Raw genomic sequence first — 16103 nt, 5'->3', positions numbered from 1 at the left:
GCCTGGAGGACTCGATCCGCACCGGCAAGCCCGCCCTGGACTTCTACGGCTGGCTCTCCGAGCGCCCGGAGACGTTGGAACGCTTCCAATTGCCGCCCCGCCCGCCGCCGACCCGCAGGCCGCCCCGGTGGTCGCCGAGCCGCCGGCCGGGTCCACCCCCGGGTCCGGCGAGGTCTCCGAGCCGCCGACCGCGCAGATCCCGGTGCAGTCCCCGGCCGAGGGCTCCGCCGACCTGGTCGCCGCGCCGCTGTTCGACGGCCTCGACGCGCAGGGCGTGCCGACCTTCGCCGACCGCCCCCGCCCCCACCCGCAGGAGCTGGACGACCTCCTCGCCTACCTGGAGGGCGCGCCGGTCGTGCTGGCCGCCCGCTCCTACGGCAAGGACGTGTTCACCCCGGACGCGACCCCCGGCGTGCCGCTGTCCTTCCATACCGACGGCACCTGGGTGTGGTCCGGCGGCGTGGCCTACTACCTGCGCCACCACCACGTCCCGCCGGTGCCGCAGCTCGTCCAGCACATCCGCGACAACGGCTACGCCGTCCCGCCGGTGTCCCCGGAGGCCGAGGCCGCCGCGACCGCCGTCGCCACCGGCCAGGCCGAGAGCGCGCCGCTGCCCCCGCACACCCCGCGCGTGATCACCGACGCGGACCGCCGCGCCCTGGACCGGCTCAAGGCCCGCCTCGACCACTTCGGCGTCGCCGAGCACGAGTACGGCCTGGTCGAGCCCCGCCCGGACGCCCTGGTGCTGGAGCCCGCGCCCGGACCGTCCGGCTGGCAGGTCCAGTTCTGGGACGCCGACCGCGGCCCGCACGGCCGGCCCAAGGTCTACGAGCACGCCGTGGACGCGGCGAAGGTGCTGCTCGCCGAGCTGCTGTGGCGCGACGACCGGGACGCCGAGCGCGCCGGCGGCCGGGCGCAGGCCGCGCAGCCGGTGGTGCAGCCCGTGGCGGACATCCAGCCGCTGCCCGACGAGCCGCCGCTGTCGCTGTTCCGCGACCGGGAGGCCGTCGTGCTGCCCGCCGGGACCGAACTGGACCGGTTCGGGGCGGAGAGCGGCAACCTCGTCTACGCGGCGGGCACGATGTTCGGCCAGCGCTCGCTGCCACCGGATTGGCTGAACCGCCACTACCACGTGTATCGCGTCCGGCAACCGGTGCCGGCGGTGAAGGGCGTCGCCGTGCCGTGGTTCGGGCAGGCCGGCGGGGGCACCGGGTACTTCCTCGTGGCGTCCGTGCGCGACCTGCTCGCCGACGGTCGGCTGCAGGAGATCGACAAGGCCACGACGCCGCCACCGGCGGTCTAGGGACGGTCGCACCCCGTGGTTCGTCCGTTCGGCGCAACGGGGTCCCGTGCGCGCACGGTGAGTCGCGGGGGAAGATGGTGGGCGTGTCCGAGCCGAAGCCGTTGAACCCGACCGAGCAGGACGCGCTGGTCAAGCAGATCGGCCTCACGCTGATGCGGGCCGCTCCGGAGGACTGGCGCCACGTCACTGCCGAGTACCGGGCCACCGGCCGGTACTTCGAGCTGGCCGCCGAGGTGCGGGGGGCGGACGGCGCGCTGCGCGCCTGGCAGCCGCCGCAGGAGGTGGCCGGCCTGTTCGCGCGGCTGCGCGCGGGCATGTACCGGGAGGGCCGGGGGAGCTGGTCGAACGCCCGCTACCAGCTCGACCACCCGTCCAGCTACAACCTCGACTTCGACCGCGCCGAGCCCGCGTGGCAGACGCCACCGCCGCCGCAGGCGTACGTGGACGAGATCCGCTTCTTCCCGCGCACCGAGGAGAACGTGCCGGACTGGCTGCGCCGCCGCCTGACCGCGCAGCAACCGGCGCCGCAGACCCCGCCGGGCCCGGCCCTGCCCGCCCAGCCCGGTCCGCCCACGCCCCCCGGCGGCCAACCGCTCCAGCCCACCCCGGGCCACGAGCCGCACGCCTTCGACGCCGCCCACGAGCCGCACCCCTTCGGGGCACCGCACGACGCCGGCCACGACCCGTTCGGCGCGCCGCACGACCCGGCCCACGACCCGCACGCCTTCGACGCGGCCCACGAGCCGCACCCGTTCGGCGCGCCCCACGACACCGGTCACGACCCGCACGGCTTCGACGCGGCCCAGGAGACGCAGCTCTTCCCGCCGCCCCCGCACGAGGTCGCGCCCGCCGCCCACGAGCCGCACGACTTCGGCGCGCCCGCCCCGGTGGACCCGGGTCACGACGCGCACGTCCCCGGCCTGCCGACCACGCCCGCCGGCCCGCCGGCCCCCGCCGGCGGCCTCCCCGGCCCGTCCGCGCCGGGCGGCCCCTCGACCCCGCCCGGCGGCCTGCCCGGTCCGTCCACCCCCGGCGGCCTGCCCGGTCCCTCGACACCCGGGGCCGGTCTGCCCGGTCCGTCCACCCCCGGCTCCGGCCTGCCCGGCGCCGCCCCCGTCCCCCCGCGCGGCTTCCGCACCGCCCGCGTGTTCGACGGCGCGGGCCCCGGTGGCCGGCCGTCGGTGAACCGCCCGCCCGTGCCCGAGGGCGAGCGCGAGCTGCTGCTGAGCTACCTCGACCGCGCGCCCGTCGCGGTGATCGGGCGCGGCTTCGACGCCGACGTCCTCAACCCCGACGCCCCCGCCGTCGTGCCGGTCGCCTTCCAGACCGACGGCCACTGGATCTGGCCCGCCGCGGTCGGCTACTACCTGCGCGCCTACGGCGTGCCGCCCGAGCCCGAGCTGGTCGAGCGGGCCAAGGCGAACGACTACGTGCTGCCCGAGGTCCCCGAGGACGCCCGGGTCGCCGCCGCCGCGAACCTCGGCGCGCCCGCCGCGCCCCGCGACACCGTGCTGCCCGTCGCGGACGTCCCCGAGCCGTTCGAGGCGTTCGCCGAGCAGCCGCACGACGAGCCGGCGGAGGCCCGGACGGTCGCCGCCCCGCTGCCGGAGCTGCCGGCCGAGCCCGTCGAGCAGCCCCAGCGCGCGGACGTCGAGGAGACCGCCAACCTCACCGAGCTGCGCTCCGACCGCGTCGAGTTCGCCGACAGCGGCCCGCCCTACCGGGTCCGGTTCGAGGAGGACGGCCCGGTCATCGACGACCGGTACCGCCGCGAGTCCTACGTGGACGGCATGGACCTCTTCGCGCCCGCCCAGTACGACCGGGACGCCGAGGACGTCGAGACCACCCAGGCGTGGAACCCGTTCGCCGAGGAGGAGCCGCGCCCCGCCGAGGAGACCGCGGAGGTCGGCGTCGTCACCGACGAGCCCGCCGCCGAGGAGCCGGTGGCGGAGGAGCCGGAGTACGCCGAGGAGCCGGAGTACGCCGAGGAGCCGAAGTACGCCGGGGAGCCGGAGTACGCCGAGGAGCCGGAGTACGCCGGGGAGCCGGAGTACGCCGCGGAGCCGGTGGCCGAGGCCGAGGACCGGCCCGGTGCCGTCGAGGAGACCACCGAGTTCGACCAGTTCCACGAGGGCGACCGGTACCAGCAGGACCACTTCGACGAGGGCTTCACCGAGGAGCAGCCGCGCTTCGAGGACCCGGAGCCGCAGCACTTCGAGCCGGCGGAGCAGCCCCGCTTCGAGGCCGAGCGCTTCGAGGCGCGCGAGCCCGAGCGCTTCGAGGCACCGGAACCGGAGCGCTTCGAGGCGGCCGAACCGGAGCGCTTCGAGGAGCCGGAGCCGCCCGCGCCGGTGGAGCCGCGCCAGGTCACGCCGGAGGAGGAGCAGCAGCTGTCCGGGGTGCGCCGCGCGCTGGACGAGCTGGACGTGCCGCCCGCCGCGTACCGGTTCGGCGAACCGGCCGACCGCACGTGGGTGCTGCGCACCGAGGGCCGCGACTGGGAGGTCTCCTGGTTCGACCACGGCCCGACCAACCCGGTCCGCTTCGACCGCGTCGAGGACGCCGCCGCCTACCTGGTCGGCAAGCTCGTCCTGACCGGCCGCCGCGCCCCGCGCCCCCTCCCGCCCCCGCCCCCGCGCCCCCAACCCCCGCGCCCGCCGCTCAACGGCGAACCCTTCCGCGAGGAACCCCACCGCCAGCCCCTGAACGGCGAACCCTTCCGCGACGAGCCGCACCGGCCGCCGGTGGACGGCTTCCGCGAGGAACCCCTCCGCGCACCCGGTGAGGGCTTCCGCGAGGACCGCCCGCCGCTGACCAACGGTTTCCGCGAGGAACCGCCGCGCCGCCCGACCCCGCCGCCCCCGCCGCCGCAGCAGCCGGAGGCCCCCAAGCCCGCCTCCCGCCAGTGGCCGATCACCCCGCTCAACGGTGAACCCCCGCTCACCCTCTTCCGCCACAAGAAGATGGTCGAGCTGCCCTCCGGCATGGAGATCGACCGCTTCGGCGACGGCTCCGGCAACCTGGTCTACGTCGCCGGCACCCCGTTCGAGGAGCGCTCACTGGTCCCGTCGTGGATCAACCGCCCGTACCGCGTCTACCGCCTGCGCCGCCCGGTCGAGGTGCTGACCGGCGTCGCCGTGCCGTGGTTCGAGCAGCCCGGCGGCGGCACCGCGTACCTGCTCCCCAAGTCGGTGGACGACATGATCGCCGACGGCGTCCTGGTCGAGGTCGCCAACCAGGAGGCCCCGGCTCACTGAACGCGGACGCCGTGGGCGGCGGCGAAGGCGACCGCCAGCCCGACGTCGACCACGGCGCCCCGCAGGGACGCGGCGACCAGCCCGTTCGCGTCCACCCGCGCCCCGCGCAGGTCCGCGCCCTCGAACACGCACCCGCGCAGCCGGGCGCCGGTGAGGTCGGCGTCCCGGAGGTCGGCGTCGCGCAGGTCGGCGTCCTCCAGGTTGGCCTCGCGCAGCCGCACCCCGCGCAACGACACCTCCCGCAACCGCGCCCGCGACAACCCGGCCAACGTGAGATCGGTCTCGACCAGCTCCACCGGCCGCAGCACGCAGTCCACGAACACCGACCCGAGCCACGTGCACGAGGTGAACGTCGCGGACGCCAGCGTCGCGCCCCGGAACGTGCACGACCGGAACGCCGTCGCCGAGTGCTCGGACGCCCCGAGGTCGGTGCGGTCGAACGTGCACTCGGTGAAGGTGCAGCCCGACGTCACCAGCCGGCGCAGGTCGGCGTCGGTGAAGTCGCACCGCTGGAACGCGCGCCCCTCCCACCGCTGCCCCACCAGGTTGGCGTCGCTGAAGTCGTCCCCGACGATGATGTCCACTGTCACACCTTGTCATCGTTCGCCGGTTGGTAACCTCACCGCGTCGGGCAAACCGCCCGATGCGCCGGTCCCGGAGTAGAGACCGCCGCTGACAGGTGCTGCCTGCCTAGTGGTCGTGCCCGAGGACTGAAGCCGTTGGATCGTCATTCGGGAAGGCTCATGACCCGCACGCCCGTGAACGTCACCGTCACCGGTGCGGCCGGCCAGATCGGCTACGCACTGCTGTTCCGCATCGCCTCCGGCCACCTGCTGGGCCCCGATGTCCCGGTCCGCCTGCGCCTGCTGGAGATCCCGCAGGCCGTCAAGGCCGCCGAGGGCACCGCGATGGAGCTGGACGACTGCGCCTTCCCGCTGCTGTCCGGCATCGACATCACCGACGACGCCAAGACGGCGTTCGACGGCGTGAACATCGCCCTGCTCGTCGGCGCCCGCCCGCGCACCAAGGGCATGGAGCGGGGCGACCTGCTGGAGGCCAACGGCGGCATCTTCAAGCCGCAGGGCGAGGCCATCAACGCGGGCGCGGCGGACGACGTCCGCGTGCTGGTCGTCGGCAACCCGGCCAACACCAACGCCCTCATCGCCCAGCAGCACGCCCCGGACGTCCCGGCCGAGCGCTTCACCGCGATGACCCGCCTCGACCACAACCGCGCCCTCTCGCAGCTCGCGAAGAAGCTCGGCGTCACGGTCGGCGACATCAAGAAGCTCACCATCTGGGGCAACCACTCGGCCACCCAGTACCCGGACCTGTTCCACGCCGAGGTCAACGGCCAGGTCGCGGCCCAGGCCGTGAACGACCAGGACTGGCTGGAGAACACCTTCATCCCGACCGTGGCCAAGCGCGGCGCGGCGATCATCGAGGCGCGTGGCGCGTCCTCGGCGGCGTCGGCGGCGAACGCGGCGATCGACCACGTGTACTCGTGGGTCAACGGCACCCCCGAGGGCGACTGGACGTCGGCGGCGGTCGTGTCCGACGGCTCCTACGGCGTGCCGGAGGGCCTGATCTCGTCGTTCCCGGTGGTCTCGAAGGACGGCCGCTACGAGATCGTGCAGGGCCTGGAGATCGACGACTTCTCCCGCGCCCGCATCGACGCCTCCGTGGCCGAGCTGGTCGAGGAGCGCGACGCGGTGAAGGCCCTGGGCCTGATCTGAGCGTCCTGAACGAGAGCCCCCGCGTCCCGGACGCGGGGGCTTTCTTCGTGGAAGGCTGGTGTCGTGACCAAGAACCCGTGGCCCGTCCCGCAGCCCGAGCTGTCGCCCGACGTCCACCCCGCCCTGGCCGCCACGGCCCGCGCGGCGTCTCGCGCCTACCAGGAGGCCCGTGCCGCGCACACCCGTGCGGAACTGCGGGAAGAGGTCGCGGGTGGCGCGGACGGCACGCCCACCATGCGGGTGGACGCGATCGTGGAGGCGGCGATCCTGGAAGCGGCCACGGCGGCGGGCGCGAACCTGCTGTCGGAGGAGGCCGGGTTCGTGGACAACGGGTCCGCCGCGACCCTGGTCATCGACCCCGTGGACGGGTCGGCCAACGCGGCGCTCGGCGTCCCCCTGTCGTGCTTCGCGGGAGCCTTGGTGCTGGACGAGGAGCCGGTGGAGGCCCTGACCGTCTGGTTCGACACCGGCCGGGCGTGGTCGGCGAAGGCGGGGGAGCAGACGCCGTTCCGCACGTCGGGTCGGACGGTCCTCAAGGGCGCGTCGGTGTGCCTGATGCGACCCAAGCGCGGCACCGAAGAGGCTTGGATGCGCCTCGCCAACGCCGCCGACCGCATCCGCGTGCTGTGCACGACGTGCCTGGAGACGATGTTGGTGGCGGAGGGTTCGGTGGACGCCTTCGCCGACCCCGGCTCGGACACCCACCGCCTGATGGACCTGATCGCCGCCCTGGTCACGGTCCCGGCGGCCGGTGGCGCGCTGCTCGACCTCCACGGCCGCCCGCTCACCTTCGACCTCGACCTGACCCGCCGCTGGTCCGGCATCGCCGCCGCGACCCCGGCCCTGGCCGACGAGCTGATCACCACGATCCTGGGCTGACTCCGCTCAGCGGGTGCGGTACCACTCGACGGTCTTGGCGATGGCCTCCTCGTGCGGCGTCACCGGCAGCGGGCCGAAGGTCTTCTCGTACGCGGAGTGGTCCACGACCCACGGCTTGGTGCGCTGGTGGGCCAGCTCGCCCATGCCGCGCACCCGCTTGTCGAACAACGCCATGACCTGCACGGCCGCGTGCGGCAGCGCGATCGGCTTGGCCCGCTTGCCGACGACCCGCCCGGCCAGGGCGATGAACTCCCGCACGGTCAGGGTCCGCGCCGCGGGGGTGTGCCAGACCCGGCCGTCGGCCCTCGGGTCGTCGCCGAGCACGATCTGCGCGCGGGCGGTGTCGGCCAGGTAGGCGAAGGTGTGCCGCACGTCGAGCGGGCCGAACCAGAACGGCTGCCGGCCCGCCGCCAGCGGCTTGAGCACCAGTTCGCCGGGCAGCGAGCCGTGGCCGTCCGGGCCGTAGTAGTCGCTGGAGCGGGCCAGCACCACCGGCACGGACGCGGTCCGCAGGCGCTTGCCCAGCGCGCTGCGCAGCTTCTCCTTCGGGCCGACCGGGCGTTCCGGGGTGGTCTCGTCGTACGGCTCGGGCACCGGGCCGTACGAGTAGAGGTTGTCCGCGAGCACGAGCTTGGCCCCGGCGGACTCGGCGGCGGCGACCGCGTTGTCGAACATCGTGGGCAGCATGTCGGCCCAGCTCGTGTACGGGACGTTGGCCGCCAGGTGGACCACCGACGCGCCGGCCGCCGCCTTGACCGCCGACTCGCGGTCCATCAGGTCCGCCCGCACGTCCTCCGCGCCCTTCGGCACACCGCCGGAGCGCGTCACGGCCCGCACCTCGCGACCGTCCGCCACCAACTGCCGCGCGACCTCGTACCCGATGCCCCGCCCCGCGCCCAACACCACGACCGTCATGACCGCTCCCCTGAGATGCTCTAACTTGTGTTAGAAGTTCTAACACAAGTTAGAGTGCTTCTCAAGGAGGTGGGGTGCGGGTGGTCAACGACCGGCGCGTGAAGTACCGCGAGGAGACGAAGGAGGAGGCCAAGCGCATCGCGCTGGAGCAACTGGCGGAGCAGGGCGTCGGCGGCATCTCGGTCAACGCCATCGCCAAGCGCATGGGCGTGACGGGGCCGGCGCTCTACCGGTACTTCAAGAACCGCGACGACCTGCTCAACGACCTGGTCCGGGACGCGTGGAGCGACCTCGCGGACCAGGTCGAGGCGGCGGTGGAGGGAACCGCGGGCAGGCCGCACCGCTACCGGGTGCACAGCTTCGCGGACGCGTTCCGCGCGTGGGCGCTGGCGCAACCGCACCGCTACCTGCTGCTGTTCGGCACACCCCTGCCGGGCTACCACGCGCCGCACGACACGATCGCCCTGGCGCACCGCACGATGAGCGCGTTCCTGAGCGTGCTCGATGAGGCGTCAGCGGCCCTGCCCCCGGTGGACCGGTCGTGGCAGGCGGCGGACTCGCCGTTCGCGCGGCAGTTGCAGGAGTGGGCGGCGGCGCGGGGCGAGGGCGGGCTGCACCCGACCGTGCTGCTGACCGGGCTGCGGGCCTTCACCAGGCTGCACGGCGTGCTGAGCCTGGAGGTCGCGGGCCAGTTCGGGCCGATGGGCTTCGACCCGGCCCTGCTGTACCGCGCCGAGGTCGAGTCCCTGCTGCCGGACTAGCCACGCGAATCCGGCGCAGGCTCGGCGCGGGCGTGGCGGACACGGCGCAGACCCCGGCGCGGACACGGCACAGACCCGGCCGGCTCGGCGCACATCCGGCCAGCTCGCGCGAACCCGGTCGGCTCGGTCGGCTAGTCGCCGGTCCGGGGCTCCACCAGGCAGTCGGGGCCGGGGTAGACCAGCCCCTCGTGGCCGTCGGAGAAGCGGACCAGGTACGGGGGCGCACCCTCCTCGCCGCGCACCTCCAGGATCTCGCCCACCCGCTCGTCGAGACCCACAGCGCGGCTGTGGACGTGCAACCGGTCGCCTACTGTCGCGTGCATCTGCAACACCTCCGGTGCGTCACAGCGTAGGACGCCTCCGAAGGTACCGACAGCCTGACGTTTCCGCTCAGCCGCAAGCCTGGGACAGCTTGTTCACCGTCTCCAGCTTCTTGGACGTCCACTCGGCGAGCTTGGCCGGGTCGAGGTCGTTGACGGTCAGCTGGCCCATGGTGTCGGACACGCCGTTGATGGCGTCCTTGAGCGTGGCGTCACCGGCCTGCGCGGCCAGTTTCTCCAGCTCCGCCGCCTTGGCCTGGGTCTCCTGGACCGCCTTCTGCGGGTCGGCGGTGTTCGGGGTGAAGCCGGCGAGGGCGAGCGCGTCCAGGCACAGTTGCGCCTTGTCGGCGGCCTGGCCGACGGAGTTCGCGGTGTCCTGCGCCTGCTGCACGGCCTCGCACCCGGACACCGCGCCGACGAGTCCCAGTGCCAGCAGGATGGTGGCGACCGGACGACCTGCGCGCATGGTGGACTCCCCTGAATAGGTGGTGCGTGACCGTTTCGCCCGACTCTACCGACGCGCGTACAGCCGGCGCACCACATCGTCGATCTCGGGTTCCTCGACCACCAGGTCGTGCACGTCGGCGCGGGCCGCGACGGCGGCGATGACGGCCGCGGCGGTCGTCTCGCCCTTGCGGAACGTGAGGTGCTGTCGCAACCCGCCGAGATCGGTGCGCACGTCCACCACGCCCGCGATGCCCGTGAGCGGTTCCGCCGGCTTCTCCAGGTCCACGACCAGGACACGCTCCGGCACGACCTCCGCCCGCAGCGCCTCCAGCGGCCCGTCGGCGAGCACGGTGCCGCGGTCGATCACCACCAGCCGCGGGCACAGCCGTTCGATGTCGTCCAGGTCGTGGGTGGTGAGCAGGAGCGTGGTGCCGCGCTGGGTGTTCAGGTCGGCCAGGAACTCGCGCAGCCGCTCCTTGGACTCCAGGTCCAGGCCGATCGTCGGCTCGTCCAGGACCAGCAGCTCCGGGCCGTGCAGCAGGGCCGCGGTGACCTCGCCGCGCATCCGCTGGCCCAGCGACAGTTGCCGCACCGGCCGGTCCAGGAAGTCCGCGAGGTCCAGCAGCTCGACGCACTCGGCCAGGCGGCGGGCGTGGTCGCGGGCGTCCACCCGGTAGATCGAGCGCAGCAGGTCGAAGCTGTCCCGCAGCGGCAGGTCCCACCACAGCTGGCTGCGCTGCCCGAACACCACGCCGATCCGGCGCGCGAGGTCCCGCCGGGCCCGCGCCGGGTCCACGCCGGCGACCCGCACGTGCCCGGAGGTCGGCACGAGGATGCCGGTGAGCATCTTGATCGTGGTGGACTTGCCCGCGCCGTTGGGCCCGACGTACCCGACGGCCTCGCCCGCGGCGACGTCGAAGCTGACCGAGTCCACCGCGCGCACCCGGTGGCGCCGTCGCCGGAACCGCCCGGCCTTGGTGGTGACGGTGAACTCGCGGCACAGCTCGCGGACTTCGATCATGACCCGGTCCCTCGGTAGTGGCGAACGGCGAACCGCCACACCAGCCCCGCGCCGACGGCGGTGACCAGTGCGACCAGCGGTGAGATCCAACCCAGGACCACCGGGCCGCCCAGCGGGTCGGCCCGGCCGAGCAGGGCGAGCCCGGGGTAGTAGGCGACGAACGCGCCGGGCACGACGAACGCCATGAACCGGCGCAGCCAACCGGAGTAGACGGTGACGGGGTAGGAGGTGAAGGTGTTGCTGCCGTAGGTGACGGTGTTGGCCAGCTCCTGCCCCTCGACCAGCCAGAAGCACACCGCGCACGCCACCACCCACACCGACCCGAAGATCACCGCGCCGGCGAGCGGTGCGACGGCGACGAGCACGACCTTGGCCGGCGACCACGCGATGTCGTTGCGGCTGAGGGCGTAGGCCATCGCGGCGAGCCCGAACAGGATGCGGCCGATGCGCTTGAGGCGGATGTCCGCGACCATGACCTGGGGCAGGGTTCCCAAGGGGCGCAACAGGAGCACGTCGAACGAGCCGGTGCGGATGTAGTTCGGCAGCTCGTTGAGCTGGCCGGCGGTGAGGTCGGCGAACCCGAACGCCGTCGCGGCGATCGCGTACATGAGGACCACCTCGTGCACGTCGAACCCGCCGAGCGCCTTGACGTGGCTGAACACGATCGTGATGGCGGCGAGTTCGATCGCCTGCACCAGGGCCTGCGCGAGGACTTCGAGGACGAAGGACGTCCGGTACGCGAACTGCCCGCGCAGGCGTGCGACCAGCAACCGGACGTAGGTCTCAACCACCCTGCACCACTACCTTCCGCACGGCCCGCGACAACACGAAGTGCCCCGCCGCCAGCACGACGACGGCCCAGAACGCTTGCAGCGCGATGACCGTCCACTGTGGACCTCGTTCGAGGAAGACGTCGATCGGCGCCTGGATGAGGTAGGGGAAGGGCGTGGCCCAGAGGACGCCCCGCGCCCACTCGGGCATGAAGGCCAGCGGCACGATCAACCCGCACACCAGCCCGCTGGCCACCTCGTACATGTTGCGCACACCCCGGCTGTCGAGCAGCCAGAAGGCGGTGCAGTTGAGGATGAACCGCAGGCCGAAGCTGATGACCAGCGCGAGCACGGCGCTGACCGCGAACAGCGGCCAGGTGTGCGGCGCCGGCCAGCGGAAGGGGAAGAGCAGCGCACCGATCGCGACCGGCGGGACGAGCCGGACGGCGGCGGCGTACGCGGCCCGCCCGACGTCCTCGGCGAGCAGCGCGGCCTGCAGGTGCCAGGGGCGGTACAGGTCCACGACGACGTCACCGGTGCGGATGCGTTCGGACAGTTGGGATTCGCCCCAGAGGACGACGAAGGCGAGCAGTCCTTGACCGAGCCACACGTAGGTGACGACGGAGGCGGCGTCGTACCCGGCGACCGGCGCGGCGCCGACGGTGGCGACGAGGACGGCGGTGCGGAGCAGGCCGAAGACGACGTTCGCGGCGAGCCCGGCGAACATCGCTTGGCGGTAGGTGGAGTAACGGCGGAATCCGGCGAGCGCGAGATGGGCGTAGGCGCGCACGTCTTTCGACCCTAGGCCCGCCGGCAACCGGATTTACCCGACCCGCACCGGCCGGCTTCCGTCCTCGACGCCCCGCCCCGCCGGCTCGGGGGCTAGCGGGGCGCGGCGAGGATGCCGTTGAGCAGGCCCGGGTAGAGGGCGTCCAGGTCCTCGCGGCGCAGGGTGCTGATCCGGGCCGTCCCCCGCGGCTGCACGCGGACTACGCCGGCCTCGCGCAGCGTGCGCACGTGGTGGGTCAGGGTGGACGCGCTGATCCCCAGGTCCAGCTGCACCCCGCAGGACAGCCCTTCCCGTGTGCGCGCCAGCTCGCGCACGATGTGCAGCCGCACCGGGTCGGCCAGGGCGTGGAGCACCGCCTCGATCCGGATCTCGTCGCGCTCGGGGTGCGGCAGCACTGCGGTCATGCGGGACATCTTACGACGACCATCGTATTTCGATGAATCTCGTAGTACGGTCACCGTCGAAACACCAAGCGACTGGGGGAGCTCCGACTCATGTCTGCCCGCACCTACCTGCTCACCGCCGGTGCGTTCACCATCGGCACGAGCGGGTACATCGTGTCCGGCGTCCTGCCGGCCGTGAGCCACGAGCTGGGCGTCTCGCACGCCACCGCCGGCCAACTGCTCACCGCGTTCGCCATCGCCTACGCGCTCTCGTCACCGCTGCTCGCCGCGCTGACCGGCCGGTGGGAGCGCCGCACGCTGCTGGTCGTCGCCCTGGCGGTGTCCGCCGTGGGCAACCTGCTCGCGGCGTTCGCCCCGAACTACCCGTTGCTGCTGGTCGCCCGCGTGGTCAGCGCCCTCGGCGCGGCCGTGTTCACGCCCGCGGCCACGCTCGTCGCCACCGTCCTGTCCCCGCCCGACCGCCGGGGCCGCGCGGTGGCGCTGGTGTTCGGTGGTCTGACGTTCTCGCTGGTCCTGGGCGTGCCGGCGGGCAACCTCCTCGGCGAACCGCTCGGGTACCAGGGCGTCTTCGGGCTCATCGCGGCCGTGACGGCGGTGGCCGCGGTGGCCGTGCGGGTCGGTCTGCCGCGGGTCGAGGCACCGCCGGCCGTCGCGCTGCGCGAGCGTTTCGCCCCGGCCGCGGACCGGCGCGTGATCACCGTCCTGGTGCTGACCGTGCTGGCGTGCCTCGCGGTGTTCAGCGTCTTCAACTACATCGCGCCCCTGCTCACGGCGACCGCGCACGTGGACGGCCTCGCGATCAGCCTGCTCCTCGTCGCGTACGGCGTCGGCGGCGTGTTCGGCAACTGGGCGGGCGGCCGGCTCACCGACCGGTTCGAGACGCGGCCGGTGCTGATCGTGCTGTTCAGCGCGTTCACGGTGGTGCTGGCGACCCTGCCGCTGACCATGACGACCGTGCCGGGCGCGGCGATCGCGTTGTTCCTGTGGGGCGCGCTGACGTGGTCGGCGAACCCGCCGATCCAGGCGTGGCTGATCGCGCTCGCCCCGCGGAACAGCGGCTTGTTGTTGTCCCTCAACGCTTCCGCGATCTACCTCGGCGTCGGGCTGTCGGGCGTGGTCGGCGGGTTGGTGATCAGCCTGGTGGGGCTGCTGCCGTTGGCCCCGATCGCGTCCGTGCTGTCCGTGGTGGCGCTCGGGTTGGTGGTCTTCGCGCTCAAGCCTCAGGAGCCGAAGGCGCTGGTGGTCGTCTCGCCGAGCTCGGGGTCCTTGGCGAAGCAGTGGAAGTAGCCGCGATCGCCCTCGCTGAAGGCGATCGCCGTGATCTCCCAGGTGGACGTGTCCACGGTCGGCCGCGTGTCGGCCTTCATGGCGGCGGCCGTGCACACGCAACAGGTGGGTCCGGCGACGCAGAACCCGGTGGCGCAGGCCTCCAACCGCGGCGGCGGCACCCCGCAGCCCGTCCCACCGCTCGTTCCGCCGCTCGTCCGGCAGGTGGCCGGTACACGGTGGCGAACCCGCCCTGCCCCCACGGCGTGGGATCGGCCACCCCCCGGCGACTGCACGCCGGGACTCCAACCTCAGCCCTTGGCCGCCGCCTTGGCCGCCTTCTTGAACTCCCGGACCTGTCCGAGCGACACGGAATCCACGACGTCGGCCACGCTCCGCCGACTGCCGGCCTCGCCGTAAGCCCCGGCCGCCTCCCGCCACCCGTCCGGCTCGACCCCGAACTGCTTGCCCAACAGGGCGAGGAAGATCCGCGCCTTCTGGTCCCCGAACCCGGGCAACGCCTTCAACCGCTTGAGCACGACCTTCCCGTCCCCGTCGGCCCAGATCCGCGAAACGTCCCCGTCGTACTCCTCCACCACGGCCCGAGCCAACGCCTGCACCCGCTTGCCCATCGACCCGGGGAACCGGTGCACGGCGGGAGGCGTGGCCATGAACCCGGCGAACTCCTCCTCACCCGCCTCAGCCACCAGCCGCGGCGACCACCCACCCATCCGGCCAGCCAACACCCTGGGCCCGCTGAACGCCTTCTCCATCGGGATCTGCTGGTCCAGCAACATGCCGACGAGCAGGGCGAACATGTCCGTGGCCAGGAGTTCGTCGGCCTCGGGGTTCTGGGCCAAGCACACCTTGCGGGTCATGGGCGAAGCATCCCACGGTGGGGCTGGGGGCGCTGGTGGGTCCTGGTCAGGCCCGGCCGACGAAGACCAGCGCATCGTTGACCCGCGTTCCTGCCGCCCGATCGAGCGTTTCCGGCCAACGCGGTCAGCGGTCGAACTCCGGGATGAGGTTGCCGATCAGGCGGAGGCTGGTCATGACCGACTCGTGTGACAGGCCGCCTACCTGGTGGAACGCCATCAGGCGGTCGATGCCCAGGTCCGCGTAGGTGCGCAGCTTCTTGCGGCAGGTTTCCGGGCTGCCCACGATCAGGGAGTCCTGCTCGTTCAGGGCCTCGAAGATCTCCTCGTCCGGGACCTCTTCGCCCTGCAGGATCCGGCCGATCACCAACTGGGCGCGGTTCGGGCCGGTGAAGGCCGCTGCTTCCGCTCGCAGGAAATCGCCGGTCAGGCCGCCACCGGACGGGTCTTCCATGAGGCGTTTCTGGTGTTCCACCGTTTCCACGAATGCGGCTGCCGCTTCGAAGAACGTCAGGGCCTGCACGGTGTACCAAGCGGCGGCGGCCACCGCGCCGTTGCGGATCGCCTGTTCGTCGGTTTCCGCGCAGTGGACGAAGGTGAAGAAGGCGACCTGGTTGTTGACGTACGCCCCGACCGGATCGGTGCACGCCTCCGCCGCCGCCCGGTACAGGGCGACCATGCGGCGGACCCGTTCCACCGACTCCCAGATGGTGGTGCCCAGGACGCCGACGCCCCGGCGGCCCGCCTCCTCGAAGGACGCGGGGGAGGCGGCGGCCTGCCACAGCGGCGGGTGGGGCTGTTGCAGCGGCTTCGGCACGATCGGCACGTCGTGGATCTCGAAGTCCTCGCTGGAGTGCGAGAAGCGCTCGGACGTCCACATCTTCGGCACCATCTCGAACGCCTGCTGCGTCTGGCGGCGCACGTCGGCCGGGTCGATGCCGAACAAGCGCCACTCGGGCGTGGTCGAACGGGTCAGGCCCAGTTCCAGCCGGCCGCCGCTGAGGACGTCGAGCATGGCGGCGCGCTCCGCCACCCGGATGGGGTGGTTGAACCGGGCGGGCGCCAGGACCGCCGCGTGGCCCAGGCGGATGCGGGACGTCTGCTGCGACAGGGCCGCGAGCACCAGCTCCGGCGCCGACGACAGGCTGAACTCCTCGGCGCCGTGGTGCTCCACCTGCCACCAACAGCCGTAGCCCAGCTCGTCGGCCAGTTTCGCCTGTTCCAGCGCCTCACCGATGCGGGCCGCCTGGTGGCCGGTCCGCCACGGTCTGGGGTCCTGGATCTCGTTGAAGACGTCGATCTTCATCGGCGGGGCTCCTCGGGACCGGGGCGGCGGCGTGGTCCGCGCGACGGTAGCCCGCG

General features: G+C 73.1%; 16 protein-coding genes. 6 read left to right on the top strand and 10 right to left on the bottom strand.

The window, feature by feature from the left end:
* The first annotated feature begins 127 nt into the window (after positions 1-127).
* The gene (locus tag AB0A74_RS33910; RefSeq protein ID WP_358256000.1) at positions 128-1303 is read left to right on the top strand and encodes a TNT domain-containing protein; all 1176 of its coding nucleotides are present in this window, start codon (positions 128-130) and stop codon (positions 1301-1303) included.
* Positions 1304-1377: 74 nt separating this feature from the next.
* Positions 1378-4560: a TNT domain-containing protein gene (locus tag AB0A74_RS33905; protein WP_358255999.1), complete on the top strand. Its 3183-nt coding sequence runs from the start codon at positions 1378-1380 to the stop codon at positions 4558-4560.
* Here the strand turns inward: AB0A74_RS33905 and AB0A74_RS33900 are convergent.
* Entirely contained in the window at positions 4554-5144 is a 591-nt protein-coding gene (locus tag AB0A74_RS33900; RefSeq protein WP_358255997.1) for a pentapeptide repeat-containing protein, read from the bottom strand. The two genes, AB0A74_RS33905 and AB0A74_RS33900, sit on opposite strands and share 7 nt — an antisense overlap.
* Before the next feature lie 159 nt (positions 5145-5303).
* Between AB0A74_RS33900 and AB0A74_RS33895 the strand changes: the two genes are divergently transcribed.
* Positions 5304-6293 (top strand): malate dehydrogenase, encoded by a 990-nt coding sequence (locus tag AB0A74_RS33895; RefSeq protein ID WP_358255995.1) that lies wholly within the window; start codon positions 5304-5306, stop codon positions 6291-6293.
* Between the two features lie 63 nt (positions 6294-6356).
* Positions 6357-7172 carry an inositol monophosphatase family protein gene (locus tag AB0A74_RS33890; protein ID WP_358255994.1) on the top strand — a complete coding sequence of 272 codons (816 nt, stop codon included), beginning with the start codon at positions 6357-6359 and terminating at the stop codon, positions 7170-7172.
* 6 nt (positions 7173-7178) lie between these two features.
* On the opposite strand, the gene AB0A74_RS33885 is transcribed toward AB0A74_RS33890, so the two are convergent.
* On the bottom strand, positions 7179-8087 hold the full coding sequence (locus AB0A74_RS33885) for an NAD-dependent epimerase/dehydratase family protein (protein ID WP_358255992.1): 909 nt from the start codon (positions 8085-8087) through the stop codon (positions 7179-7181).
* 74 nt (positions 8088-8161) lie between these two features.
* On the opposite strand from AB0A74_RS33885, the gene AB0A74_RS33880 reads away from it, so the two are divergent.
* Positions 8162-8848 (top strand): TetR/AcrR family transcriptional regulator, encoded by a 687-nt coding sequence (locus AB0A74_RS33880; protein WP_358255990.1) that lies wholly within the window; start codon positions 8162-8164, stop codon positions 8846-8848.
* Between the two features lie 131 nt (positions 8849-8979).
* Here AB0A74_RS33880 and AB0A74_RS33875 read toward each other — a convergent pair whose 3' ends face one another.
* From AB0A74_RS33875 to AB0A74_RS33850, 6 genes are all read right to left on the bottom strand, one after another.
* Entirely contained in the window at positions 8980-9171 is a 192-nt protein-coding gene (locus AB0A74_RS33875) for a DUF1918 domain-containing protein (RefSeq protein ID WP_121225142.1), read from the bottom strand.
* A 67-nt stretch (positions 9172-9238) separates the two neighbouring features.
* Positions 9239-9634: a bacteriophage spanin2 family protein gene (locus AB0A74_RS33870; RefSeq protein ID WP_358255988.1), complete on the bottom strand. Its 396-nt coding sequence runs from the start codon at positions 9632-9634 to the stop codon at positions 9239-9241.
* 45 nt (positions 9635-9679) lie between these two features.
* Entirely contained in the window at positions 9680-10636 is a 957-nt protein-coding gene (locus tag AB0A74_RS33865; protein WP_358255986.1) for an ATP-binding cassette domain-containing protein, read from the bottom strand.
* Positions 10633-11427, bottom strand: a complete 795-nt coding sequence (locus tag AB0A74_RS33860; protein ID WP_358255984.1) for an ABC-2 family transporter protein — start codon at positions 11425-11427, stop codon at positions 10633-10635. The genes AB0A74_RS33865 and AB0A74_RS33860 overlap by 4 nt, the downstream gene beginning before the upstream one ends.
* Positions 11420-12196: an ABC-2 family transporter protein gene (locus AB0A74_RS33855; RefSeq protein WP_358255982.1), complete on the bottom strand. Its 777-nt coding sequence runs from the start codon at positions 12194-12196 to the stop codon at positions 11420-11422. Before AB0A74_RS33855 ends, AB0A74_RS33860 begins: the two co-directional genes overlap by 8 nt.
* Positions 12197-12288: 92 nt before the next feature.
* Complete coding sequence (locus AB0A74_RS33850) at positions 12289-12609, bottom strand: helix-turn-helix domain-containing protein (protein WP_358255980.1); 321 nt, start codon at positions 12607-12609, stop codon at positions 12289-12291.
* 81 nt (positions 12610-12690) lie between these two features.
* On the opposite strand from AB0A74_RS33850, the gene AB0A74_RS33845 reads away from it, so the two are divergent.
* Entirely contained in the window at positions 12691-13887 is a 1197-nt protein-coding gene (locus AB0A74_RS33845; RefSeq protein WP_358255978.1) for an MFS transporter, read from the top strand.
* Between the two features lie 290 nt (positions 13888-14177).
* Here AB0A74_RS33845 and AB0A74_RS33840 read toward each other — a convergent pair whose 3' ends face one another.
* Together AB0A74_RS33840 and AB0A74_RS33835 are read right to left on the bottom strand one after the other, a co-directional pair.
* Positions 14178-14744: an HhH-GPD-type base excision DNA repair protein gene (locus AB0A74_RS33840; protein ID WP_358255976.1), complete on the bottom strand. Its 567-nt coding sequence runs from the start codon at positions 14742-14744 to the stop codon at positions 14178-14180.
* A gap of 124 nt (positions 14745-14868) precedes the next feature.
* Positions 14869-16047, bottom strand: a complete 1179-nt coding sequence (locus tag AB0A74_RS33835; protein ID WP_358255975.1) for an LLM class flavin-dependent oxidoreductase — start codon at positions 16045-16047, stop codon at positions 14869-14871.
* Between the last annotated feature and the right edge of the window lie 56 nt (positions 16048-16103).

Origin of the sequence: Saccharothrix sp. NPDC042600 (genome assembly GCF_040647305.1) — a bacterium.
In the GTDB taxonomy this organism is placed as follows: domain Bacteria; phylum Actinomycetota; class Actinomycetes; order Mycobacteriales; family Pseudonocardiaceae; genus Actinosynnema; species Actinosynnema mutabilis.
The sequence above is the reverse complement of the archived record's forward strand: the minus strand, read 5'-3'. Positions and strand labels throughout refer to the sequence as shown.